We start from the raw sequence: 22814 nt of genomic DNA on the forward strand, positions 1-22814 counted from the left end.
TTTCTCGCCGAGAAGTACAGGGCAGTCGGGGATAGGGGTCAAGACACCCGGCACAGTTTTTTCAAGTTGCCTGGGAGGGCTGGTACTTCCACCGGGCGGCTGCGACGATGTGGGGCGGCTGTGTCGCCGGGAACCCGGCGGCCAGGCTGGGAAACCGTCTAGGAAAAGGCTTGCCCGTGATCTCTGCTCCAGGCTCTCCGTCCGCAGGCCGGGCCAGGCTCGCCGATGTCGCCGCGCTCGCCGGCGTCAGTGTGGGCACCGCGTCCAAGGCGCTGAACGGCGCCGGCCGGATGCGCCCGGAGACCCGGCAGCGGGTGCTGGACGCGGTGGAGGCGCTCGGGTTCCGGCCCAACCAGCATGCGCAGAGCCTGCACAGCGGCCGCAGCTGGACGGTCGGCCTGATGACGACGGACGGCATCGGCCGCTTCAGCACCCCGGTGCTGCTCGGCGCCGAGGACGCGCTCGGCGCCGGGAAGATCTCCGTCCTGCTGTGCGACACCCGCGGCGACGCCATCCGTGAGCAGCACCATCTGCGCACCCTCACCGACCGGCGGGTGGACGGCATCATCGTCACCGGCCGCCGTACCGACCCCCGTCCGCCCCTCACCGGCATCGACCCGGCGATCCCGGTCGTCTACGCCCTCTCCCCGTCGACCGACCCGGCGGACACCTCCGTCGTCACCGACGACCGCGGCGGCGCCCATCTCGCCGTGGAGCACCTGCTGGCCACCGGGCGTACGGGGATCGCCCATGTCACCGGGCCCGAGCACCACCAGGCCGCCCGCGACCGCGCCCGGCACGCCGTCGAGCACCTGGCCGCCACCGGTCTCCGGCTCGCCACCGGACGCGTGCACTTCGGGGAGTGGAGCGAGGCCTGGGGGCGGCGCGCCGCCGACGCCGTGCTGCGGACGGCGCCCGACACGGACGCGTTCTTCTGCGGCAACGACCAGATCGCCCGTGGTGTGGCGGACGCGCTGCGTGAGCGCGGCAAGGACGTGCCGGGGGACATCGCCGTCGTCGGCTACGACAACTGGGACACGATGGCCCTCGCCTGCCGCCCGCCGCTCACCACCGTCGACATGAACCTGGCCGGCATCGGGCGGATCGCCGCGCTGCGGCTGCTGCAGGCCATCGACGCGGAGCCCGAGCCGGGCGTTCACACCGTGCCGTGCCGCCTCGTGGTGCGCGAGTCGAGCTGAGCCGGGGCGGGGGCGAGGGGCGCGGAACCTTCACCTCCATACCACAGAATCCGACTCTGCTTGCTTAAGTCAATCAATTGACTTACATTGGGGCGGGTCGTGCAGACCCGAGTGGCCTTACGGAGGCTCGACCATGTCCCATGCACAGCCCCGGCCGGTAGTGGCAGGGGAGTCCGCCGCACCGCGGGCGAACGTCGTCGTCGCGGTACTGGCCTTCGGCGGGATCGTGGTCTCGCTGATGCAGACCCTGGTCATCCCGATCGTGCCCGAGCTGCCGAAGCTGCTCGACGCCTCGGCCTCCAACGCGGCCTGGGCCGTCACCGCCACCCTGCTCGCCGCCGCCGTCGCCACACCCGTCATGGGACGGCTCGGCGACATGTACGGCAAACGCCTGATGCTGCTGACCAGCCTGGTCATGCTGGTCGTCGGCTCGGTCGTCGCCGCGCTGAGCGACAGCCTCGTGCCGATGATCGTCGGGCGTGCGCTGCAGGGCCTGGCCTCCGGGGTGATCCCGCTCGGCATCAGCATCATGCGCGACGAGCTCCCCGCCGAACGGCTCGGCTCCGCCACCGCGTTGATGAGCGCCTCCCTCGGCGTCGGCGGCGCGCTCGGGCTGCCCGCCGCCGCGCTGATCGCCGACCACTTCGACTGGCACATGCTGTTCTGGACCTCGGCCGCGCTCGGCGTCGTCGCCGCCGTGTTCGTGCTGCTGCTCGTGCCCGAGTCGAAGGTGCGCACCGGCGGCCGCTTCGACCTGCTCGGCGCGCTCGGCATGGCGGCGGGCCTGGTCTGTCTGCTGCTCGGCATCTCCAAGGGTGCCGACTGGGGCTGGGGCAGCGGCACCACGCTCGGCCTGTTCACCGCCGCCGTGGTGGTCCTGCTCGCCTGGGGCTTCTACGAACTGCGCACCGGGGCACCGCTGGTCGACCTGCGGACCACGGCCCGCCGCCAGGTCCTGGTCACCAACCTCGCCTCGATCGCCTTCGGGTTCTCGATGTTCGCGATGTCCCTGGTGCTTCCGCAGCTCCTGCAGTTGCCTCAGGCGACCGGCTACGGCCTGGGCAAGTCGCTGCTCGACGCGGGCCTCGTGATGGCCCCGACCGGCCTGGTGATGATGGCGACGGCACCCCTGTCGGCCCTCGTCTCCAAGAACTTCGGCCCGAAGATCACCCTGATGTGCGGCGCGGTGATCGTGGCCACCGGCTACGGGCTCAACATCGTGCTGATGGACGCCGTCTGGCAGCTCATCCTCGTCTCCTGCATCATCGGCGCCGGCATCGGCTTCGCCTACGGAGCGATGCCCGCGCTGATCATGGGCGCCGTCGACCCGCACGAGACGGCCGCCGCGAACAGCCTCAACACCCTGATGCGGTCCATCGGCACGTCGACCGCGAGCGCCGTCGCCGGGGTGATCCTGGCCCAGATGACGAACACCTTCGGCACCGCGACCGTGCCCTCGGAGAACGGCTTCAAGGTGGTCATGGCGGTCGGCTCGGGTGCGGCGGTCCTCGCGCTGCTCGTCGCCGCGTTCATCCCGCGCCGCAAGCCGGCCGCGGCGCTCGCCGGGCAGGCACCCGCGGTGGCAGCGTCCACAGCGCTCCCGCCCGCGCCCGCGGCTCCGGTGACCGTCTCCGTCGCGGAGGACGGCATCCGGGTGCACGGCAGGGTGCGCGGCGCCGACGGAACCGGCGTCGGCCGGGCCGCGGTCACCCTGATCTCCCTCGGCGGACGCCAGCTCGGCCGCGCGGTCGCGGACGCCGAGGGCGGCTACGCCGTCGAGGCGCCCGGCGAGGGGACGTACGTCCTGATCGCCTCCGCCGACGGCTGCCAGCCGCAGGCCACCACCCTGGTCGTGAGCACCGATCCGGTCGCGTACGACGTGCTGCTCAGCGGCACCAGCGGTCTGGCCGGACTGGTGCGGGCCGCCGACAGCGGGGCGCCGGTCGCCGGGGCCGTCGTGGTCGTCACCGACGTGCGCGGCGATGTCCTCGCCACCCAGCAGACCGACGGGCTCGGCGAGTTCGCGGTCGGCGACCTGGTGCCGGGCACCGTGACCCTCGCGGTCAGCTCGCCCAAGCACCGGCCGCTCGCACTGCCCGTCGAGATAGCCGGGACCGGGATCACCCGGATCGAGGTCGAGCTGCGGCCCGGCGCCCATGTGCGCGGGACGGTGCGCGGGACCGGGGGGCCGCTGGGCGACGCCCGGGTCACGCTGGTGGACGCCGCCGGCAACGTCGTCGCGACGACCACCACCGGGGACGACGGCGCGTACGCCTTCTCCGACCTGGACAGCGGCCAGTACACGGTCATCGCGACCGGCTACCCGCCGCAGGCCGCCGGGGTGGTCGTCTCCGGCGCCGACGTCCACGACCACGACATCGAACTCACCCACCCCAGGGCGTAGTTCAGAAGATCGGGTCAGCCGTCCGCGGGCTGCCGGGCCGCCCACAGACCGCGGACGTGCGCGAGGTGACGGGTCATCACCTCGCGCACGGCCTGCTCGTCGCGGGCCAGCAGGGCGTCGAGGAGCTCCAGGTGCTCCTCGGCGGAGGACTTCAGCCGTCCGGCCGCCACCAGCGCCGTCAGCCCGTACAGCCGTGAGCGGCGCCGCAGGTCCCGTACGACCTCGACGAGATGGTCGTTGCCCGCCAGCGCCAGCAGTCCCAGGTGGAAGACCAGGTCGGCCTCGACGTAGGCGATGAGATCACCCTTCACGGCCGAGGTGACGATCTCCTGGGCGGCCGGGCGCAGCGCCTCCAGATCACCGGGATCGGCCGTGGCCGTGAGGCCGACGACCGTCGGGATCTCGATCAGGGACCGGACGTGGGTGTACTCGTCGAGCTGCTTCTCGGATACGGCGGTGACCCGGAACCCCTTGTTCGGAACGATCTCGACCATGCCCTCCTTCACCAGCTCCAGCATGGCCTCCCGCACCGGGGTCACGGAGACGCCCAGGCGGGGGGCGAGCCCCGGCGCCGAGTACACCTCGCCGGGGCGCAGCTCACCGGCGATCAGCCCGGCGCGCAGGACGTCCACGACCCGTTCCCGGAAGTTGGGTTTCCGGCCGCCGAGCGAGGGGATCGCGGGGGCGGGCGAGCTGCTGGGCCGGTCGGCCATGGTGGAACTCCAGGGAGAGGTACGCGGGCGGTCAGAGTACGAAACCGGCCGGGAACGGGTCGCCGGGGTCCAGCAGATACTGGGCGGTGCCGGTGATCCAGGCGCGGCCCGTGAAGCTCGGCAGGACGGCGGGGACGCCCGCGACCTCGGCGGTGCCGAGCAGCCGGCCGGTGAAGCGGGTGCCGATGAATGACTCGTTCACGAACTCGGTGTCCAGGGGGAGTTCGCCGCGGGCGTGCAGCTGGGCCATCCGCGCGCTGGTGCCGGTGCCGCAGGGGGAGCGGTCGAACCAGCCGGGGTGGATCGCCATCGCGTGCCGGGAACGGCGGGCCGTGGAGCCCGGGGCGATCAGATGGACGTGGTGACAGCCGCGGATGGACGGGTCCTCGGGATGCACCGGCTCGCCCTCGGCGTTGATCGCCTCCATCAGGGACAGCCCGGCGGCGAGGATGTCGTCCTTGCGGGCCCGGTCGAAGGGCAGACCGAACTCGTCCAGGGGGAGGATGGCGTAGAAGTTGCCGCCGTAGGCCAGGTCGTAGGTCACCGTCCGCCCGTCGGCGAGGGTGATCTTGCGGTCGAGGGCGACCGCGAAGGACGGCACGTTCCTCAGGGTGACGTGCTTCGCCGCTCCGTCCTGCACGGCCACCTCGGCGACGACCAGGCCGGCCGGGGTGTCGAGCCGGATGGTGGTGACCGGCTCGACGACCTCCACCATCCCGGTCTCCACCAGCACGGTCGCCACGCCGATCGTGCCGTGCCCGCACATCGGGAGATAGCCGGAGACCTCGATGTAGACCACGCCCCAGTCGCAGTCCGGCCGGGTCGGCGGCTGCAGGATCGCCCCGCTCATCGCGGAGTGGCCGCGCGGCTCGTTCATCAGTAACTGCTTGATGTCGTCGCGGTGTTCACGGAAGTACAGCCGCCGCTCGTTCATGGTCGCGCCGGGGATGGTCCCGATCCCGCCGGTGATCACCCGGGTGGGCATGCCCTCGGTGTGCGAGTCGACGGCGTGCAGGACGAGTTTGCTGCGCATGACACTCCTGGTCGGTGGGGGTCCGGGGGTCGCTCACGCCAGTCCGGCCGCTACGGCCTTCTCGGTGGCCGCACGGACCACCGCCTCCTGCTCGGGCAGCAGCGGCACCCGCGGCGGCCGGCAGGCACCGCCGTGGCGGCCCACGATGTCCATCGACAACTTGATGGCCTGCACGAACTCGACCTTGGAGTCCCAGCGCAGCAACGGATGCAGCTGCTCGTACAGCGGCTTGGCGGTGTCCAGGTCCCCGCTCACCGCCGCGTGGTACAGCTCGGCCGAGGCGGACGGCAGCGCGTTCGGGTAGCCGGCCACCCAGCCCTTGGCACCGGCGAGCGCGAGCTCCAGCAGGACGTCGTCGGCGCCGATCAACAGGTCCAGCTCCGGGGCGAGTTCGGCCAGCTGGTAGGCGCGCCGGACATCGCCGGAGAACTCCTTGACCGCGTGCACGTACCCCTCGCCGTGCAGCTTCGCCAGCAGCTCCGGAACGAGGTCGACCTTGGTGTCGATGGGGTTGTTGTACGCCACGATCGGCACCCCCGCCTTCGCGACCTCCGCGTAGTGCGACAGCACCGACCGCTCGTCGGCGCGGTAGGCGTTGGGCGGCAGCAGCATCACGGCGTGGCAGCCGGCGTCCCGGGCCTGCTCGGCCCAGCGGCGGGCCTCGGCCGAGCCGTAGGCGGCGACGCCGGGCATGACCCGCGCCCCGCCGATCGCGGCCACGGCGGTCTCCACGACCCTGGCGCGCTCCTCGGGGGTGAGCACCTGGTACTCACCGAGGGAGCCGTTCGGTACGACACCGTCGCAGCCGTTCTCGACGAGCCAGGCGCAGTGCGCGGCGTACTTGTCGTAGTCGACGGACAGGTCGTCGGCGAGGGGGAGCGCGGTGGCGACCAGGACGCCGCGCCAGGGGCGGGACTGGGGGGTGGTGGTCATACGGTTCCTCCGGTGAGGTGTGACATATCACTGCTGTTCGTCGTCATGACCGGCCTGTGCGAGCACGCCCAGCGGTACCGGCCGGGCGAACGGTCCGCGTGCCGCCGTCTCCGGGCACCCGGCGAGCCCGGCGACCGCGGACCCGCACATCCGGCCCTGGCACCAGCCCATCCCGGCCCGGGTGAGCAGCTTGACCGTCCGCACGTCCCCGGCGCCCAGCTCGGTCACGGCCCGGCGGACCGCCCCGCCCGTCACCTCCTCGCAGCGGCACACCACCGTGTCGTCGGTGACCTGCTCGGCCCAGTGGGCGGGTGGTGCGTAGGCGTCGTCGAGTGTGGCGAAGAACCTCCGCAGCCCGGTGCGGGCCTTGGCGGCACCCGCCCATCCCCGCGGATCGGGCGCCGAACCCGACAACCGCGCGGCGGCCGACCGCCCCGCGATGTGCCCCTCCGCGAGGGCCAGGACCGCGCCGCCGATGCCGGTGGCCTCGCCCGCCGCCCACACCCCCGGCACCTCGGTGCGCTGCTCGTCGTCCACGTACACCGCGACGCCGTCGATACGGCAGCCGAGACCCTGGGCGAGATCGGTGTGCGGCAGCATGCCGTGCCCCACGGCCAGGGTGTCGCAGTCGATGCGCCGCCGGGTGCCCGGCCGTACCCGGCCCTCGGCGTCCAGCGCGGCGACGGTCACCGACTCCAGCCGCCGGTCGCCGTGCGCCTCGACCACGGTGTGGTGGACCAGGGTGCACACCCGGTGCCGTAGCAACCGGGCCGCGTACCGGGCGCCTTCGGCGAGCTTGGCGGGCTGGGCGGCCAGCGCCGGGGACCGCCGTACGAAGGCCCGTGGGTCGGCGGACTCCACCAGCGCCGCCACCCGGGCGCCCGCCGCCGCGAGTCCGGCCGCGACGGGCAGCAGCAGCGGTCCGGTGCCGGCGACGACGGCCGTACGGCCGGGCAGCACCAGCCCGCCCTTGAGCATCGCCTGCGCACCGCCCGCCGTGACGACACCGGGGAGCGTCCAGCCGGGGAAGGGCAGCACCTTCTCGTAGCCGCCGGTGGCGAGCAGCACCGCGTCCGCGCGGACCTCGACGGGTTCCTCCTGCTCCGGACCGAGCAGCGCGTGCACGGTGAAACCCGCGGCCCGCCGCTCCACGAACCACACATGATGGTCCGTCAGATGCGTGACGTGCCCGGCTGTGATGTGGCGGTCGAGTCCGTCGCGCAGCCGCTGCCGGTCGCGCCAGTGGTGGTGCAGGGCCTGCGGGCGGCGTGCACCGAGCCCGGCGGCGGGTTGGCGGTAGAACTGACCGCCCGCCTCGGGCGCCGCGTCGACGAGGGTGACGCGCAGACCCGGCCGGGCCGCGGCCAGGGCGGCGGCGAGACCGGCCGGGCCCGCGCCGATCACGGCGAGGTGGGGGCGCTCAGTCATCGTGTCCCGTGCCCTCCTGCGTACGGATCGCGTCGCCCGGGTGCAGGGGCACCAGACAAGCCCTCTGGTTGGCGCGGTCGTTGACGGTGACCAGGCAGTCGAAGCAGACGCCGATCCCGCAGAAGACCCCACGCGGACGGCCCTGGCCGCGGGTGGTCCGCCAGGACGTGACACCGGCCGCCCAGAGCGCGGCCGCGACCGTCTGGCCGGGCAGCGCCTCGATCTCCCGGCCGTCGAAGGTGACGGCGAAGGCGGGACCCGGCCGGGCCCGGGCCAGCTCCAGCGGATTCACGCGGCCTCCTCGGTGAAACGCTCGGGACGGAACGGCGTCAGATCCAGCTCCGTGGCCTTGCCGCTCAGCACCTGGGCGAGCAACTGCCCGGTGCCGGTGGCGAGTCCGATGCCCGCGCCCTCGTGCCCGCAGGCATGGAAGAGACCGGGGGCGCGGGGGTCGGGGCCGATCGCGGGCAGATGGTCCGGCAGGTACGGGCGGAAGCCCGGATAGCCGCGCATCGCCCGGACGTCCGACAGGAACGGGAACAGCCGGGTCGCGCCCGCCGCCAGCGCCCGCAGGACCGGCAGCGAGAACGACCGGTCGAAACCCACGCGTTCACGGCTCGCGCCGATCAGGACCGGCCCGGCCGCCGTGCCCTCGACGACCGGCGAGGTCTGCAACGCGGCCGAGTCGCTGGCCACGTCGGCCACATAGTCGGCGGCGTACACCTTGTGCCGTACCCGGCGCGGCAGCGGCTCGGTGACCAGGACGAAGCCGCGCCGGGGGAGGACGGGAAGGTGCACACCGGCGAGGGCGGCCAGCTCGCCGCCCCAGGTCCCGGCCGCGTTCACCACGGCCGGCGCGTGGATCTCGCCGTGGTCGGTGCGGACACCGCGTACGGCACCGCCGGCGCCGCGCAGCACCTCCGTCACCGTCCGGCCGGTCGACAGCCGGGCACCCGAGGCCCGCAGGAGATGCGCGGCGGCCAGCGTCGGCATGACCTGGGCGTCCTGGGGGTAGCGCACTCCGCCGGCCAGGCCGGGCGCCAGGTGCGGTTCCAGCTCGCGGAGTTGGTCCGCGTCGACGGTCTGTGCCGTCACCCCGGCGGCCCGTTGCCCGGCCGCGAACTCCGCCAGGGCGGTGAGTCCCGCGGGCTCCGAGGCCACCACGATCCCGCCCTTGGGCTCGTACTCGATCCGGTCACCCAGCTCCTCGGCCAGGTCGGTCCACAACCGGCCCGACAGCAGGGCGAGTTCGAGTTCGGGCCCGGGCTCCTTGTCGGAGACCAGCAGATTGCCCTCGCCCGCCCCCGTCGTACCGCCGGCCACCGGACCACGGTCCACCACGACGACGTCCAGGCCCGCCCGAGAGGCGTACAGCGCACATGCGGCGCCCACCATGCCCGCCCCGACGACCACGACATCGCAGGTCAGTCGCATGCTCACGGCAGTAATATGTCACATTGCACCGGACCGGGGAATACCGCCGACGGGGCGACCGGCCCGAGACCCTCCACCGCGCCCACCGGGAAGGCACGGCGCGCCGCGCGGGATCGGCATTGTCCGGATCGACACCGACCGGTTCGGCTTCGGCTTCGACCTCGCCGTCGGCCATACGGTCGTCGGCCACGGCCGGTCCGAATTCCCGTGTCTGCCTGGGACGTTGTTCCTGCCCCCGTCGGCCGTCGCCACGGTCACCGGGTGCCGTCACCGTGCGCGGGTGACGGCACCCTCTTCTGTGACCTGCTCCGGTGTCACACCGGGAGGAGCCGTGCGATCAGTCCGCTCAGCTGGCGGGCCGTGCGGCACTCGTGCATCTCCACCAGTTCCGCGTAGCCGGGTGCGGCCGAGTCGCCGGTGCCCCACAGGGAGTGCTGCTCAGGGTTCAACCAGTAGACGCGGCGCGCCTGTTGGGCGATGCGCCGGACGGCGGCGAGGTTCGGGTCGAGGTTGTTGGTGCGGGCGTCCCCGAGCACGAACACCGTGGTGCGCGGACCCACCGCGGCGCCGTACCGCTCCGCGAACTCGCCCAGTGCCATGCCGTAGTCGCTGCTGCCGTGCCAGCCGGTGAGCGTCGCCTCCGCGCGGATCCGCGCGCCGAGACCCTCCGGGTCGGCCCGGCCGTGCTCCAGCAGGCCGGTCACCTCGTCGATGCGGTTGACGAAGGCGAACACCCGGACCTTGCTGAACTGGTCGTGCAGCGCCTGCACCAGCAGCATCGTGAAGTCCGAGAACCCCGACACCGAGCCCGACACATCGCACAGGAGCACCAGCTCGGGGCGGACCGGCCGGCGCCGGCGCAGCACCGGCCGCATCGGCACCCCGCCGGTCGACAGCGAGCCGCGCAGGGTGCGCCGCAGGTCGATGGTGCCCCGCGCGGCCCGGCGGCGGCGCGCGGCCAGCCGGGTCGCCAGCTTTCGCGCGAGTGGCTGAACCGCCCTGCGCAGCTCGGTGAGTTGGTCCCGCCCGGCGGACAGGAAGTCCACCCGGTCGGCGCTCGGCGCCACCGCCCGCCGGGCGATCTGGTCGCGCCCGCGCCGCTCGGCGACCCGCCGCCGCGCCTCCGCCGCGACCATGCCCCGGAACGCCTCGATCCGCCGCCGGATCTCGTCGTCGAGCAGCCGGTCCGCGAACCCCGCGCCGTGTCCGCCCCGCGCGCGGACATCCGCGCGCACCCGCGCCAGCAGCGTCTGCGGCCGCAGCCGGTCCAGTGTCTGGTACGACGACCAGCCGTCCGAACCCGGCGAACTCCCGTATCCGCCCAGGCCGTCCACGGCCTCGGCCGCCAACTGCCGCAGCAGCGCGGTGTCGTCGTCGGCCAGCGCGACCGCGAGGCGGTCCCGCAGCTCGTCGCGGTCAGTGGGGTCGGTGCCGGGACCGCCCACCCCGCGCGGGAAGTAGAGGTCGAAGACCTGGTCGAACACGGCCCGTTGGCCGGGGCCGTGCAGCAGGGTCGCGGCCAGCCCCTCGCGCAGCGGCTCCCGCTCGGCCAAGCCCAGCGCCTCGACCGCCCGGGCCGCGTCCACGCTCTCCCCGGTGCCGACCCGCACCCCGTGCGCCCGCAGCGCCCCGACCAGCCCGGTCAGCCGCTCGGCGAGGTCGACGCGGTCGACGCGGTCGGCCCGGGCGTCGGCCGGAGTGCTCACAGCGCGTCCAGGTCCAGCTTGGCGGCCGCCTTCTGGATGTCGTCCTGGTGCTTGAGGATCACGCCCAGGGAGTCCCGTACGACCTGCTCGTCCAGCGTGTCGGCACCCAGCGCCAGCAGGGTGCGCGCCCAGTCGATCGTCTCGGCCACCGACGGCACCTTGCGCAGGTCCATCGCGCGCAGCGCCCCGACCACCCGGACCACCGACTCGGTGAGCGCCTCGGTGAGGCCCGGCACCTTCAGCCGTACGATCCGGCGCTCCAGTTCCTCGTCCGGGAACCCGATGTACAGGAACAGACAGCGGCGGCGCAGCGCCTCGGACAGCTCGCGGCTGGCGTTGGAGGTGAGGACCACGAAGGGGCGGCGGGTCGCGGTGACCGTGCCCAGCTCGGGGACGGTCACCTGGAAGTCGCTGAGCACCTCCAGGAGCAGGCCCTCCACCTCGACGTCGGCCTTGTCGGTCTCGTCGATCAGCAGCACCTTCGGGTCGTCGCCCCGGATCGCCGTGAGCAGCGGGCGGGGGAGCAGGAACTCCTCGCTGAAGATGTCGGTGCGGGTCTCGTCCCAGCTCTCGTCCCGGCCCGCGCTGATGCGCAGCAGCTGCTTGGCGTGGTTCCACTCGTACAGCGCCCGTGACTCGTCGACGCCCTCGTAGCACTGCAGCCGTACCAGGCGGGCGCCGGCGACCTCGGCCACGGCCTTCGCCAGCTCGGTCTTGCCGACCCCGGCGGGGCCCTCGACGAGGAGCGGCTTGCCCAGCCGGTCGGCCAGGAAGACAGTGGTGGCGACGGCGGGGGAGGCGAGATAGCCGGTCTCCGCGAGGCGGGCGGAGACGTCGTCGACGGAAGTGAACAACGGGGCCTCCGGTGAAGGTCGCGGGACGAGCCCGTTCAACAGGTCAGAGTCCCTATCTAAGCGCTTGTTCAGCGAGCCTGCCACCCTGTATACCGATCGGTTTCCCAACTGGCTCCCGCGCGGTAACCTCGGCGGTATGACCACCACGGACAAGGCGTCCCCCCGGGACAGGCTGCTCGACGCCGCCGCCCAGCTCTTCTACCGCGACGGTGTCTCCATCGGCGTCGAGGCGCTGTGCAAGTCCGCGGGGGTCTCGAAGCGGTCGATGTACCAGCTCTTCGACAGCAAGGACGAGATGCTCGCCGCCAGCCTGGAGCGGCGCAGGCCCTGGTACGAGGCCCAGCTCACGGCCCCGGACGCCGAGGGGGCCACGCCCCGCGAGCGGATCCTGTTCGTCTTCGAACGGCTGGAGCAGGCTTCCGTGACGCCGGAGTACCACGGGTGCCCCTACCTCGCCGTCCTGGTCGAGCTGAAGGACGTCGAGCATCCGGCGAGCGTGGTGGCCCATCAGGTCAAGGACCGGCTGGAGGGATTCTTCCGGGCGTGGGCCGAAGAAGGCGGCGCGGCGGATCCGGCCGTCCTCGCCCGGCAGCTGATGCTGATCTTCGACGGGGCCAGCGCCCGCGCCGGCGCCCGCATCGAGCACCTCGACGACGGCCTGGTCACCGGGACGGCCGGCGCGCTGATGGACGCGGCGGGCATGCGCTGACCCGCGGCGTGGACGCCTGCCGCGTCGGCCTTCCGGCGCAGCTCCCGGCGCCGACCCGGACGGGTCACCACAACGCGCCGTGCCGCTCGCCCGCCCGGTGCAATGGACGCGTGACCGCGCCTCCGAACGACTGCCTCGCGCGCAACGAGTGGATCTGCGGCGCCTATCTGTCCAGCCGCCGCCAGATCCTGCTCGACGCGGTCGGCCAGCACCTGCGGCTCACGGCGGTCTCGGTGCTGATCGGCCTGGTCGTCGCCGTCCCGCTCGCGGTGCTGGCCCGCCGCTCGCGCTGGTCGGCCGGCCCCGTCCTCGGCGTCACCACGATCCTCTACACCATCCCCTCCCTGGCGATGTTCTCCCTGCTCCTGCCGGTGTACGGCCTCTCCGCGACCCTGGTGATCGCCGGACTGGTGCTCTACTCACTCACCCTGCTCGTCCGGAACATCCTCGCGGGCCTGCGGGCCGTCCCCGAGGAGACCCGGCAGGCCGCCCGAGGCATGGGCTACGGCCCGATCCGCCTCCTCCTCACGGTCGAACTGCCCCTCGCCCTGCCCGCCGCGATGGCCGGCCTGCGCATCGCCACCGTCTCCGCGGTCTCCCTGGTCACCGTCGGCGCGATCGTCGGCTTCGGCGGACTCGGCAACCTGATCTACGCCGGTATGAACACCTACTTCAAGGCCCAGGTCCTCACCGCGTCCGTGCTGTGCGTGGTGATCGCCGTCGCCGCCGACCTGCTGCTGCTCGGGGTGCAGTGGCTGATCACCCCGTGGACGCGGGCGGCCCGCGGATGAAGACGCTCGCCGACGCCTGGGCCTGGCTCACCGACTCCGCGCACTGGTCGGGCGACGACGGGATCGGGCACCGGCTGCTCCAGCACCTCGTCCTCACCGTCGTCTGCCTCGTGATCAGCTGCCTGATCGCACTCCCCGTCGCCCTGGTCCTCGGCCACCTCGGCAGGGGCGGCGCGCTCGCCGTGAACATCTCCAACGTCGGCCGGGCCGTCCCCACCTTCGCCGTTCTGGTCCTGCTGCTTCTGACCCCGATCGGCAGATGGGGCGAGGGCCCCACGGTGGTCGCCCTGGTGCTGTTCGCCGTCCCGCCCCTGCTCACCAACGCCTACGTCGGCATGCGCGAGGTCGACCGGAGCATCGTGCAGGCGGCGCGGGGGATGGGGATGACCGGGCGACAGATGTTGTTTCACGTGGAACTGCCCCTTTCGCTCCCCATGGTCCTCACCGGGGTACGGATCGCCGCCGTCCAGCTCGTCGCCACCGCCACCGTCGCCGCACTCGCGGGCGGCGGCGGACTCGGCCGGATCATCACCGCCGGCTTCAACCTGGCCAGTACGCCCATGGTGGTCGCCGGTGCGATCCTGGTCGCGGTGTTCGCGCTGATCGTCGAGGGCGTCTTCGAACTCGCCGAACGGCTCGCCCCGGTGTGGGTGCGGGGCTCGCGATGAGATTCCGTACGGCGGCCGTCGCCGTACTCCTCACCGTCACCGCCTGCACCACCGGCCCCTCCCTGGAGAACCGCGGCCAGGTCACCGCACCCCCCGGCGACAGCAGGCACCTGACCATCGGCTCCGCCGGATTCACCGAGAGCGATCTGCTCGCCCAGATGTACGCGCAGCTGCTGAACCAGGCCGGCTACCAGACCTCCCTCATCACCGTCGCCAACCGCGAACTGTACGAACCCGCCCTGGAATCCGGGCAGATCGACGTCGTCCCCGAGTACGCGGCCACCTTCGCCGACTGGCTCGACGCCAAGACCAACGGCGCCGACGCGCCCCCCGTGGGATCGCCCGACCTCGACGCCACGATGAAGGCACTGCGCGGTCTCGCCGAGCCCCGCGGCCTCACGGTCCTCGACCCGGGGAAGGCGGTGGACCAGAACGCCTTCGCGGTCACCGTCGCCTACGCCCGGCAGCACCACCTCAAGACCCTCAGCGACCTCGGCGCCTCGGGACTGGCGGTACGGCTCGCGGCGGGCGACGAATGCGTCCAACGGCCGTACTGCGAACCGGGGCTGAAGAAGGTCTACGGCATCGACATCACCGGCGTGGACCCCAAGGGCGTAGGGACCACCCAGGCCAAGCGGGCCGTGCAGAACGGGCAGGACCAGATGGTGCTGACCACGACCACGGACGCGACCCTCGACCAGTTCGGCCTGGTCCTCCTCGCCGACGACAAGCACCTGCAGAACGCGGACTACGTCGTCCCGGTCGTCAACCGTTCCCGCGCCGGGAGCGAGCGCGTGACCAGGGCGCTCGGCAGGCTCAACGACGTCCTGACGACGGCCGACCTGGCCGCCATGAACCAGGAGGTCGACAGCTGGCGGCGACTCGCCTCGGACGTCGCCCGGACGTATCTGCAGGACAAGGGCCTGGTGAAGTGACGGCCGGCGCCTGTTGTCAGTGGCGGGCGGTACGTTCGGGGCATGGGGATCTATCTGGTGAGTGTCGCCGCGCAGGAGTGGTTCGACGGTGACGAGGACGAGGGCGGCAAGGGCGTCCTGGCCCTGGCGCTCAACGAGGAGCTGCGACGGCGCGGACTCGCGCCGTACGAGTCGGTGCCCGAGGCGGCCGCCTTCGTGCGCGGCTCGGGGCTGTCGTTCGAGGAGAAGCTGGTGCCGTCCATGGACGGGTTCGGCGCTTTGTGCCGGGAGCGGCTGACACCGCAGGAGTACGAGCTGCTGCTGGGCTGGTCGGTACTGGTGCCGTTCTCCCTGGACGAGGAGATCCGGCTGCCCCTGAGCTCCGCCTACGACGACGAGACGGTGATCGCCGGTGCTCCCGAGATGCTGGCACTCGCACAGCGGCTGGTGACGGCGATCCGGCTCCCCGTGGAAGCGATACCGGAGGCCTGCGACAACCTCGATCTGACCACGTGGTTCCTGGAAGGGGAGGCGCAGGACACGGCTGCCGCCCGGCCCGGGCCCTGGGGCGAGGACCTGGACACCGCCTTCTACGTCGCGCTGTACCTGCGGGCCGCCCAGCACTCACTGCGCCGCGGCTGCCCGATGACGTACTGCTGACGCACACCGGGCGACGGCCGGCCGTGCCGCCGGTCAGGCGTCCGACACCGAGTCGAACGGCACCTGGCCTCGCGAGACCCCGCGCGCATCCGCGTCCACCGAGCGGCGCAGCGCCTCGTGCAGCTTGGCCGGGGTGAGCACACCGAGGAAGCGCGAGCCGTCAAGCACCGCGACCCACCCGGCGTCGTACTGGAGCATCACACCGAACGCCTGCTTCAGCGGGGCGCCCACCGGCACCCACGCGGTCATCCGGTGCGCGAGTTCCCCGACCGTGCCGCCCGCCGCCAGCTCGTCGAGGCCGACCCAGCCGTGCAGATCGCCGTGCGCGTCCAGGACCACGGCCCATCGGGCGCCCTCGGCCCGCATCCGCTCGGCGGCGCTCCCGGCGGACTCGTCCGGGCGGGCGACCGGCGGCTGCTCCAGGTCGTCCGGCTGGATCTCGGTCACCGACAGCCGCTTCAGACCCCGGTCGGCGCCCACGAACCCGGCGACGTACGGGGTGGCAGGCGTCCCCAGCACCGCCCCGGGCGTGTCGAACTGCTCGATACGCCCCTGCCCGTACACCGCGATCCGGTCGCCGAGCCGCACCGCCTCCTCGATGTCGTGCGTGACCAGCAGCACCGTCTTGCGCACGGCCGCCTGCATGCCGAGGAACTCGTCCTGCAACTGCTCCCGCACCACGGGGTCGACCGCGCCGAACGGCTCGTCCATCAGCAGCACGGGAGGGTCGGCCGCCAGTGCCCGCGCCACGCCGACCCGCTGCCGCTGACCGCCGGAGAGCTGGTCCGGGTAGCGCGGACCGTACGTCTTCGGGTCCAGGCCCACCAGTTCGAGCAGTTCGGCGGCGCGGCTGCGGGCCCGGCCCCGTTTCCAGCCGAGCAGGGCCGGGACGGTCGCGGTGTTGTCGAGGACCGTGCGGTGCGGGAACAGGCCCACCTGCTGGATGACATAGCCGATCCGGCGGCGCAGCCGGACCGGATCGACCTGCGCGATGTCCTCGCCGTCGACGAAGACGCGGCCCGAGGTCGGTTCGATGAGCCGGTTGACCATCATCATGGTCGTGGTCTTGCCGCAGCCGGACGGGCCGACGAGGGTGACGAGTTCGCCCTCGGCCACCTCGAAGGAGAGGCCGTCCACGGCCGTCGTACCGTCCGGATACCGCTTGGTGACCTGCTCGAACCGGATCATTCCCCCACGCTAGTCGGGGCCCTGGCGAGGTGCGCGACTCCGGTTCTGAAAAGTTTCAACTCGATCTTCACGGGGCTGGCCGGATCCGGCGGCTGTTGGAAACTGTGGGAAATTCGTGCTGCTCGGCCGGTCGACACGTGTCACCGGAGCCACTACCTTCAACCGTCGATCGATCTGAATCGATACAACTCCGACTGGCCGAAGGGATGACGGCATGACTGACGGAGTACACAGCGGCGACCACGAAGGCGTCCGGCGCAGGACCGTCCTCACCACCGCGCTCGGGGCCGTCCCGATGGTGATGGCGGGCGGCATCGGCACGGCCGCGGCCGCCCCCTCGGGCGGCGACAGGTCCGTGACCGGTCTGACGGTCGAACACCGCACCGACCCGCTCGGCGTCGACGCGCGGCGCCCGCGCTTCGGCTGGCACACCGCCTCCCCGGTCCGCGGCCGCCACCAGACGGCCTACCGCGTCCGGGTCACCCGGGGCGGTGCGCAGGTCTGGGACAGCGGCCGCGTCACGTCGTCCGACTCGGTCGCCGTGCCCTACGCCGGCCCTGCCCTCGCCGCCTCCACCCGCTACGACTGGACCGTCACGGTCTGGCACGAGGACGGCCGCGCCACCACCTCCCGCCCCGCCCGCTTCGAGACAGGCCTGCTGAGCACCGACGGCGTCACCGGCTGGGACGGCGCCCGCTGGATCGGCATGGCGGGCAAACAGCCGAACAGCGCGGGCGCCCCGCTGCTCCGCCGCCAGACCGCCCTCACCGGCCGCGCGGTACGCGAAGCCCGGCTCTACGTCTCCGCGCTGGGCGTGTACGACGCCCATGTCAACGGGCAGCGCGTCGGGGTGCCCCAAGGAGGCGGCAGCACCCACGAGTTGCTGGCACCGGGCTGGACGAACTACGACGCCAGGATCAGCTATCTGACCTACGACGTCACGCGTCTGGTGGCGGGGGAGCGGCAGGTCACCCTGGCCGCCGTGCTGGGCAACGGCTGGTACAACAGCCGGGTCTCGGACGGCAGCACCTACTACTCGGCGGACGGCAACTCCCTCGCCCTGAAGGCCAAGTTGCTGATCACCTACGCCGACGGCACCACCCAGTCGGTCGTCACCGAACCCGGCGACGACTGGCGCGCCACCGACACCGGCCCCTACCGGGCCGACGACATCTACGACGGCCAGACCTACGACGCCCGCAAGGAGCTGCCCGGCTGGACGGCGAACGGCTTCGACGCCTCCGCCTGGTCGTCCGTCGAACTCAACGGATTCGCGGCGAAGTTCCCCGACGCACAGCTGGTCGCCCACCCCGGGGAAAGCGCCCGGCTGATGCCCGAGTGGGACCGCAGACCGCACTCCGTCACCGTCAGTACCGGCGTGACCGGCGACGGCAGGGGCGAGATCGTCGTGGACCCGTCCCGGACGGTCACCGACCCGGCCGAGGCCGCCACGGCCCCCGTCACCATCGCCCCCGGCGAGACCGCCATCTTCGACCTCGGCCAGAACATGGTCGGCGTCCCCCGCTACACACTGCGCGGCCCTGCCGGCACCGAAGTCACCTTTCGCTTCGGCGAGATGCTCAACGACGCCAGTGCGGGCGCGGACGGCCCGGTCGGCTCGGTCTACCGGGCCAACCTGCGCACCGCGAAAGCCACCAGCACCTACACCCTCAAGGGCGACCGGAACGGCGAGACCCACCAGGACTCCCTCACCTTCTACGGCTTCCGCTACGCCTCCGTCACCGCAACCGAGAAGGTCACCGTCACCTCCTTCACCGGCAAGGTCGCCACCTCCGCGATCCACGACACCGGCGCGATCGCCACCGACGACGACACGGTCAACCAGCTGATCAGCAATGTGCGGTGGGGCCAGCGCGGCAACTACTTCTGGGTCCCCACCGACTGCCCGCAACGCGACGAACGCCTCGGCTGGACCGGCGACACCCAGCTCTTCTCCCACACCGGCCTCTACAACGCCGACGCCGTCAATTTCCTCAGCCACTTCGCCGACAACCTCATCGACTCGCAGAAGATCTACGGCCTGGACGGCGCCCAGTTCACCTGGGTCGCCCCCGGCAACCGCTACAACCAGCCCGTCCCGGCGAGCGGTTGGGCCGACTGCGGGGTGGTCGTGCCGTGGACCGTCTGGCAGATGTCCGGCGACACCACGATCATCGACCACTGCTGGCCGGCGATGACCAAGTACCTGGACTGGATCCAGCACAGGACCGGTGACACCTACTCCGGCCAGGGCGCCATCTTCGGCGACTGGCTCGCCTTCCAGATCACCAGCACCCAGCTGATGAGCGACGTCTACTACGGCCACAGCACCCGCCTCATGGCCGACATGGCCCGCGCCACCGGCCGCACCGCCGAAACCGCCGCCTACGAGCAGCTGTTCGCCCACATCAAGCGCGCGTTCATCACCAAGTACCTGGCCACCGACGCCACCAGCGGCGACCTCACCCTCCGCTCCAGCCTCGGCGACCCGCCGCCCTGGACCCCCGGCAACAGCGCGGGCAAGACCGAGGACAACGCCCAGACCGCCCTGCTCTGGGTCCTCAAGCTCGGCTTCTACGACACCGAGGCCCAGCGCCGCCAACTGGTCACCCTGCTCGCCGACAACATCGGCAACGACGCGGCCTACAAGGCGGCCCACCCCGACAGCACCCGCGTCGACTACGCCGAGAACACCCTCTCCGTGGGCTTCCTCGGCGTGAACGTCCTCGCCCCCGTTCTCACCGACGAGGGCCACCCCGAACTCGCCTACAAGCTCCTGCACCAGGACGCCATGCCGTCCTGGCTGTTCTCGGTGAAGAACGGTGCCACCACGGTCTGGGAGCGCTGGAACTCGTACTCGAAGGCCGACGGCTTCGGCCCGGTCGAGATGAACTCCTTCAACCACTACTCCTACGGCGCGATCATGGAGTGGATGTACGAGTCCATGGCCGGCATCGCCAAGGACCCGGCCAACCCCGGCTTCAAGCACTTCTTCCTGCGACCGCACCTCGACCCGACCGGGAGGATCACCCAGGTCTCCGGCTCGCATCTCTCCCCGTACGGCGAGATCGTCAGCGCATGGCAGGTGACGGACCGTCAACTCACCCACCGCGCAACCGTCCCGGCGAACAGCACGGCGACCCTGCGCATCCATTCGGCCGACCCCGGCACCGTCCGCGAGGGCCGCACCCCGCTGTCCCGTGTCCCAGGGGTCACCTACAAGGGCTTCACGGACGGCACCGCCGAGTACGAACTACCCTCCGGGAGCTATGAGTTGACCTCGTCGCTCGACTGATCGGCGCTGACGAGCACCACCTCCAGGGTGCGCGGACCGTGCACCCCCTCGACCCGGTCCAGCTCGATGTCGCTGGTCGCGGACGGCCCGGAGATCCAGGTCAACGGGCGGGCCGGGTCGAGGCGTTCGAGGGCCTGGGGCACGGAGGAGACGACCTGGTCCGGGACCCGGACGACACAGATGTGGTGGTCGGGGACGAGCGTGACGCGGCGGCGGCCCTGGTCGGGGCCGCCGTCCAGCACGATGGTGCCGGTCTCGGCGACGGCGACCGCGCAGCCGGTGACCACGCTGTCGACCCGGTCGAGCTCGTCCGGGGTGCTCTCCGCGCGATCGGGGACCTGTTCGGCACCGGTCGCCGCGAGCCATTCCGGGGCCAGTCCCGTCGGCACGACCACTTGCCGCGCACCCCGCTCGGCGACCAACCGCCCTACCACGGAGGCCAGTTCGCCCTCCGTGCAGCGGTGCACGAGGGCCCGGTAGTCCGCCAGGTTCTTGGCGAGCAGATCCACCGTCTCCTCGACGCTCCGCGCGCCGTGCTCCCGCAGATAGGCCCGCTCGACCGGCGCGTCCTCGCCCCGGGCATCGGCGAGCGCCCGCTGCACCCGGCCCAGGATCCGCTCCCTGCTGCTCACTTCGCACCGCCCTTTCCGCCGTCGGTCCGCTGCCACCAGTCGCGGAAGGGTTCCGCCGGTACGGCGGGCAGGTCCCGGGTCCCGCTCCACGCTTTGCCGGGGCCCGGCAGCGTACGGGGATGGAGGCGTCGGCTGCGGGAGGCGAGCCGTTGGCCGGCGCGCAGGGCGGCCGGGTGGGAGAAGGCCCAGCGGGCCGCGCGCATCGCCGCCCGCTCGGCCGCATGCCCCTTGGCCGGCTTGAGCAGCACCTTGTTGCCGTTCCGGATCGCCGTACCGCCCTCGACGACGCGCTCGCGCAGATGCACCAGCACCTCGGGGATGTCGATGGCGACCGGGCAGACCTCGTAGCAGGCCCCGCACAGCGACGAGGCGTACGGCAGCGAGGCGTCGATCTCGCTCGCGGTGCCGCGGAGCTGGGGACTGAGGATGGCGCCGATCGGGCCGGGGTAGACCGAGCCGTAGGCGTGCCCGCCCGCCCGCTCGTACACCGGGCATACATTCAGGCAGGCCGAGCAGCGGATGCAGCGCAGGGCCTGCCGGCCGACCTCGTCGGCGAGGGTGTCGGTGCGGCCGTTGTCCAGGAGCACCAGATGGAAGGTCTCCGGGCCGTCGCCGTCGGTGGTGCCGGTCCACATCGAGGTGTACGGGTTCATGCGCTCTGCCGTCGACGAGCGGGGGAGGGTCTGCAGGAAGACCTCCAGGTCCCGCCAGGCCGGCACGATCTTCTCGATGCCGACGACCGAGATCAGCGTCTCGGGCAGGGTCAGGCACATCCGCCCGTTGCCCTCGGACTCGACGACGACCAGGGTGCCGGTCTCGGCCACCATGAAGTTGGCGCCGGAGATGCCCACCTTGGCGCGCAGGAACTTCTCGCGGAGATGGAGCCGGGCCGCCTCGGCGAGTTCGGCGGGGGTGTCGGTCAGCCCCTCGGGGGCCGGGCGCCCCCACTCGCCCATCTCGCGCCGGAAGATGTCCCTGATCTCACCCCGGTTGCGGTGGATGGCCGGGACGAGGATGTGCGAGGGCCGGTCCTTGCCCAACTGCACGATCAGCTCGGCGAGATCGGTCTCGTAGGCCCGGATGCCCGCCGCTTCGAGGGCTTCGTTCAGCCCGATCTCCTGCGTGGCCATCGACTTGACCTTCACGACCTCCGACTCACCGGTCTCCTCGACCAGTCGGGTCACGATCCGGTTGGCCTCGTCGGCGTCCGCCGCCCAGTGGACCGTACCGCCCGCCGCCGTCACCGACTCCTCCAACTGGACCAGATAGCGGTCGAGATGGCGGAGGGTGTGGTCCTTGATCCGCTTGCCGGCCTCCCGCAGCTCCGCCCAGTCCGACACCTCGGCGACGGCCCTGGCCCGCTTGGCGCGGATGGTGTGCGTGGCATGGCGCAGATTCCCGCGCAGGGTCTGGTTGTTGACGGCCTCGCGCGCGGCGGTCGGAAAGGCCGGCATTCCCACGAACGTCCCGCTCATACGGCCGGCTCCTCCTCCGTGCTCGCCAGGATCTCCGCGATGTGCACCGGCCGCATCCCGGTGCCGAGCCGCGTCATGGTCCCGCCGATGTGCATCAGACAGGAGTTGTCAGCGGCGCACAGCACCTGCGCGCCGGTCGACTCGGCGTTGCGCACCTTGTCGGCACCCATCGCCGCCGAGACGTCGGAGTTCTTCAGCGCGAAGGTGCCACCGAATCCGCAGCATTCCTCCGCTCCGGGCAACTCCACCAGCTCCAGCCCCTTCACGGCCCGGAGCAGTCGGCGCGGGCGGTCGCCGAGCCCCAGACTCCGCAGTCCGTGGCAGGTGGGGTGGTAGGTCACCTTGTGCGGGTAGCAGGCCCCCACGTCCGTCACCCCCAGCACGTCCACCAGGAACTCGGTCAGCTCGTACGTCTTGGGCACCACCGGCGCGAGCACCTCGGCGAGACCGCCGCCACGCCCCTCCGCCCGCGCCCGCTCGCCCATCCTCGGATACAGCTCCCGCACCATCGCCCCGCACGAGCCGGACGGGGTCACGATCGCCTCGTACTCCCCGAAGACATCGGAGAAATGGCGGGCCAGCGGCTCCGCCTCATGGCGGTATCCGGTGTTGTAGTGGGCCTGCCCGCAGCAGGTCTGGGCCATCGGGAAATCGACCTCGACGCCCAGCCTGGTCAGGAGTTTCACCACGGCACGGCCGGTGTCCGGATAGAGCGTGTCGTTGACGCAGGTCAGGAAGAGAGCGACACGCATCGCGGCTCCTAGAGGTCGATCATCGG

At 72.1% G+C, this 22814-nt stretch carries 20 protein-coding genes; 8 read left to right on the top strand and 12 right to left on the bottom strand.

All coding sequences use genetic code 11. The annotated features are described in order from the left end of the window. Positions 1 to 176: 176 nt before the first annotated feature. Positions 177 to 1199, top strand: a complete 1023-nt coding sequence (locus AB0D85_RS19680; protein WP_362321689.1) for a LacI family DNA-binding transcriptional regulator — start codon at positions 177 to 179, stop codon at positions 1197 to 1199. Between the two features lie 133 nt (positions 1200 to 1332). Further along, positions 1333 to 3603, top strand: a complete 2271-nt coding sequence (locus AB0D85_RS19685; protein ID WP_362321691.1) for an MFS transporter — start codon at positions 1333 to 1335, stop codon at positions 3601 to 3603. A 14-nt stretch (positions 3604 to 3617) separates the two neighbouring features. On the opposite strand, the gene AB0D85_RS19690 is transcribed toward AB0D85_RS19685, so the two are convergent. The 8 genes from AB0D85_RS19690 to AB0D85_RS19725 form a co-directional block, all read right to left on the bottom strand. Then, positions 3618 to 4316, bottom strand: coding sequence for a GntR family transcriptional regulator (locus AB0D85_RS19690; protein ID WP_362321693.1), 699 nt, complete (start codon positions 4314 to 4316; stop codon positions 3618 to 3620). Positions 4317 to 4347: 31 nt separating this feature from the next. Continuing rightward, the gene (locus AB0D85_RS19695; protein WP_362321695.1) at positions 4348 to 5349 is read right to left on the bottom strand and encodes a proline racemase family protein; all 1002 of its coding nucleotides are present in this window, start codon (positions 5347 to 5349) and stop codon (positions 4348 to 4350) included. A gap of 33 nt (positions 5350 to 5382) precedes the next feature. Further along, complete coding sequence (locus AB0D85_RS19700; protein ID WP_362321697.1) at positions 5383 to 6282, bottom strand: dihydrodipicolinate synthase family protein; 900 nt, start codon at positions 6280 to 6282, stop codon at positions 5383 to 5385. A gap of 27 nt (positions 6283 to 6309) precedes the next feature. Further along, complete coding sequence (locus tag AB0D85_RS19705; RefSeq protein ID WP_362321699.1) at positions 6310 to 7710, bottom strand: FAD-dependent oxidoreductase; 1401 nt, start codon at positions 7708 to 7710, stop codon at positions 6310 to 6312. Further along, positions 7703 to 8002 carry a (2Fe-2S)-binding protein gene (locus tag AB0D85_RS19710; RefSeq protein WP_362321701.1) on the bottom strand — a complete coding sequence of 100 codons (300 nt, stop codon included), beginning with the start codon at positions 8000 to 8002 and terminating at the stop codon, positions 7703 to 7705. Before AB0D85_RS19710 ends, AB0D85_RS19705 begins: the two co-directional genes overlap by 8 nt. Continuing rightward, positions 7999 to 9150, bottom strand: a complete 1152-nt coding sequence (locus AB0D85_RS19715; protein ID WP_362321703.1) for an FAD-binding oxidoreductase — start codon at positions 9148 to 9150, stop codon at positions 7999 to 8001. Before AB0D85_RS19715 ends, AB0D85_RS19710 begins: the two co-directional genes overlap by 4 nt. A gap of 308 nt (positions 9151 to 9458) precedes the next feature. Continuing rightward, positions 9459 to 10850 (bottom strand): VWA domain-containing protein, encoded by a 1392-nt coding sequence (locus AB0D85_RS19720; protein WP_362321705.1) that lies wholly within the window; start codon positions 10848 to 10850, stop codon positions 9459 to 9461. Then, on the bottom strand, positions 10847 to 11704 hold the full coding sequence (locus tag AB0D85_RS19725) for a MoxR family ATPase (protein ID WP_362321707.1): 858 nt from the start codon (positions 11702 to 11704) through the stop codon (positions 10847 to 10849). The genes AB0D85_RS19720 and AB0D85_RS19725 overlap by 4 nt, the downstream gene beginning before the upstream one ends. Positions 11705 to 11840: 136 nt before the next feature. Here AB0D85_RS19725 and AB0D85_RS19730 point away from each other — a divergent pair, with 136 nt between their 5' ends. The 5 genes from AB0D85_RS19730 to AB0D85_RS19750 all read left to right on the top strand — a co-directional run bounded on the left by AB0D85_RS19730 (position 11841) and on the right by AB0D85_RS19750 (position 15446). Next, positions 11841 to 12413, top strand: coding sequence for a TetR/AcrR family transcriptional regulator (locus AB0D85_RS19730; RefSeq protein ID WP_362321709.1), 573 nt, complete (start codon positions 11841 to 11843; stop codon positions 12411 to 12413). A 110-nt stretch (positions 12414 to 12523) separates the two neighbouring features. Further along, positions 12524 to 13204, top strand: coding sequence for an ABC transporter permease (locus AB0D85_RS19735; protein WP_362321711.1), 681 nt, complete (start codon positions 12524 to 12526; stop codon positions 13202 to 13204). Further along, a complete protein-coding gene (locus AB0D85_RS19740) occupies positions 13201 to 13872 on the top strand; it encodes an ABC transporter permease (protein WP_362321987.1) in 672 nt (223 codons plus the stop codon). The genes AB0D85_RS19735 and AB0D85_RS19740 overlap by 4 nt, the downstream gene beginning before the upstream one ends. Further along, positions 13869 to 14807, top strand: a complete 939-nt coding sequence (locus AB0D85_RS19745; RefSeq protein WP_362321714.1) for an ABC transporter substrate-binding protein — start codon at positions 13869 to 13871, stop codon at positions 14805 to 14807. Before AB0D85_RS19740 ends, AB0D85_RS19745 begins: the two co-directional genes overlap by 4 nt. 42 nt (positions 14808 to 14849) lie before the next feature. Continuing rightward, a complete protein-coding gene (locus AB0D85_RS19750; protein ID WP_362321716.1) occupies positions 14850 to 15446 on the top strand; it encodes a hypothetical protein in 597 nt (198 codons plus the stop codon). Positions 15447 to 15479: 33 nt separating this feature from the next. Here AB0D85_RS19750 and AB0D85_RS19755 read toward each other — a convergent pair whose 3' ends face one another. Then, entirely contained in the window at positions 15480 to 16634 is a 1155-nt protein-coding gene (locus AB0D85_RS19755; protein WP_362321718.1) for a betaine/proline/choline family ABC transporter ATP-binding protein, read from the bottom strand. A gap of 214 nt (positions 16635 to 16848) precedes the next feature. Between AB0D85_RS19755 and AB0D85_RS19760 the strand changes: the two genes are divergently transcribed. Continuing rightward, positions 16849 to 19929, top strand: a complete 3081-nt coding sequence (locus tag AB0D85_RS19760) for a family 78 glycoside hydrolase catalytic domain (RefSeq protein ID WP_362321720.1) — start codon at positions 16849 to 16851, stop codon at positions 19927 to 19929. Here AB0D85_RS19760 and AB0D85_RS19765 read toward each other — a convergent pair. The 3 genes from AB0D85_RS19765 to AB0D85_RS19775 are packed head-to-tail and all read right to left on the bottom strand — an operon-like array spanning position 19902 to position 22788. After that, on the bottom strand, positions 19902 to 20561 hold the full coding sequence (locus tag AB0D85_RS19765) for a lactate utilization protein C (RefSeq protein WP_362321722.1): 660 nt from the start codon (positions 20559 to 20561) through the stop codon (positions 19902 to 19904). The two genes, AB0D85_RS19760 and AB0D85_RS19765, sit on opposite strands and share 28 nt — an antisense overlap. Then, positions 20558 to 22036, bottom strand: a complete 1479-nt coding sequence (locus AB0D85_RS19770; RefSeq protein ID WP_362321724.1) for a LutB/LldF family L-lactate oxidation iron-sulfur protein — start codon at positions 22034 to 22036, stop codon at positions 20558 to 20560. The genes AB0D85_RS19765 and AB0D85_RS19770 overlap by 4 nt, the downstream gene beginning before the upstream one ends. After that, positions 22033 to 22788 (bottom strand): (Fe-S)-binding protein, encoded by a 756-nt coding sequence (locus tag AB0D85_RS19775; RefSeq protein ID WP_362321726.1) that lies wholly within the window; start codon positions 22786 to 22788, stop codon positions 22033 to 22035. The genes AB0D85_RS19770 and AB0D85_RS19775 overlap by 4 nt, the downstream gene beginning before the upstream one ends. Between the last annotated feature and the right edge of the window lie 26 nt (positions 22789 to 22814).

Origin of the sequence: Streptomyces sp. NPDC048277 (genome assembly GCF_040652235.1) — a bacterium.
Lineage (GTDB): Bacteria > Actinomycetota > Actinomycetes > Streptomycetales > Streptomycetaceae > Streptomyces.

Excerpts from the sequence above, each read along its gene's own strand:
- AB0D85_RS19685 (WP_362321691.1), top strand. The coding sequence starts at position 1,333 with ATGTCCCATGCACAGCCCCGGCCGGTAGTGGCAGGGGAGTCCGCCGCA.
- AB0D85_RS19690 (WP_362321693.1), bottom strand. The coding sequence starts at position 4,316 with ATGGCCGACCGGCCCAGCAGCTCGCCCGCCCCCGCGATCCCCTCGCTC.
- AB0D85_RS19695 (WP_362321695.1), bottom strand. The coding sequence starts at position 5,349 with ATGCGCAGCAAACTCGTCCTGCACGCCGTCGACTCGCACACCGAGGGC.
- AB0D85_RS19700 (WP_362321697.1), bottom strand. The coding sequence starts at position 6,282 with ATGACCACCACCCCCCAGTCCCGCCCCTGGCGCGGCGTCCTGGTCGCC.
- AB0D85_RS19705 (WP_362321699.1), bottom strand. The coding sequence starts at position 7,710 with ATGACTGAGCGCCCCCACCTCGCCGTGATCGGCGCGGGCCCGGCCGGT.
- AB0D85_RS19730 (WP_362321709.1), top strand. The coding sequence starts at position 11,841 with ATGACCACCACGGACAAGGCGTCCCCCCGGGACAGGCTGCTCGACGCC.
- AB0D85_RS19740 (WP_362321987.1), top strand. The coding sequence starts at position 13,201 with ATGAAGACGCTCGCCGACGCCTGGGCCTGGCTCACCGACTCCGCGCAC.
- AB0D85_RS19745 (WP_362321714.1), top strand. The coding sequence starts at position 13,869 with ATGAGATTCCGTACGGCGGCCGTCGCCGTACTCCTCACCGTCACCGCC.
- AB0D85_RS19750 (WP_362321716.1), top strand. The coding sequence starts at position 14,850 with ATGGGGATCTATCTGGTGAGTGTCGCCGCGCAGGAGTGGTTCGACGGT.
- AB0D85_RS19755 (WP_362321718.1), bottom strand. The coding sequence starts at position 16,634 with ATGATCCGGTTCGAGCAGGTCACCAAGCGGTATCCGGACGGTACGACG.
- AB0D85_RS19760 (WP_362321720.1), top strand. The coding sequence starts at position 16,849 with ATGACTGACGGAGTACACAGCGGCGACCACGAAGGCGTCCGGCGCAGG.
- AB0D85_RS19770 (WP_362321724.1), bottom strand. The coding sequence starts at position 22,036 with ATGAGCGGGACGTTCGTGGGAATGCCGGCCTTTCCGACCGCCGCGCGC.
- AB0D85_RS19775 (WP_362321726.1), bottom strand. The coding sequence starts at position 22,788 with ATGCGTGTCGCTCTCTTCCTGACCTGCGTCAACGACACGCTCTATCCG.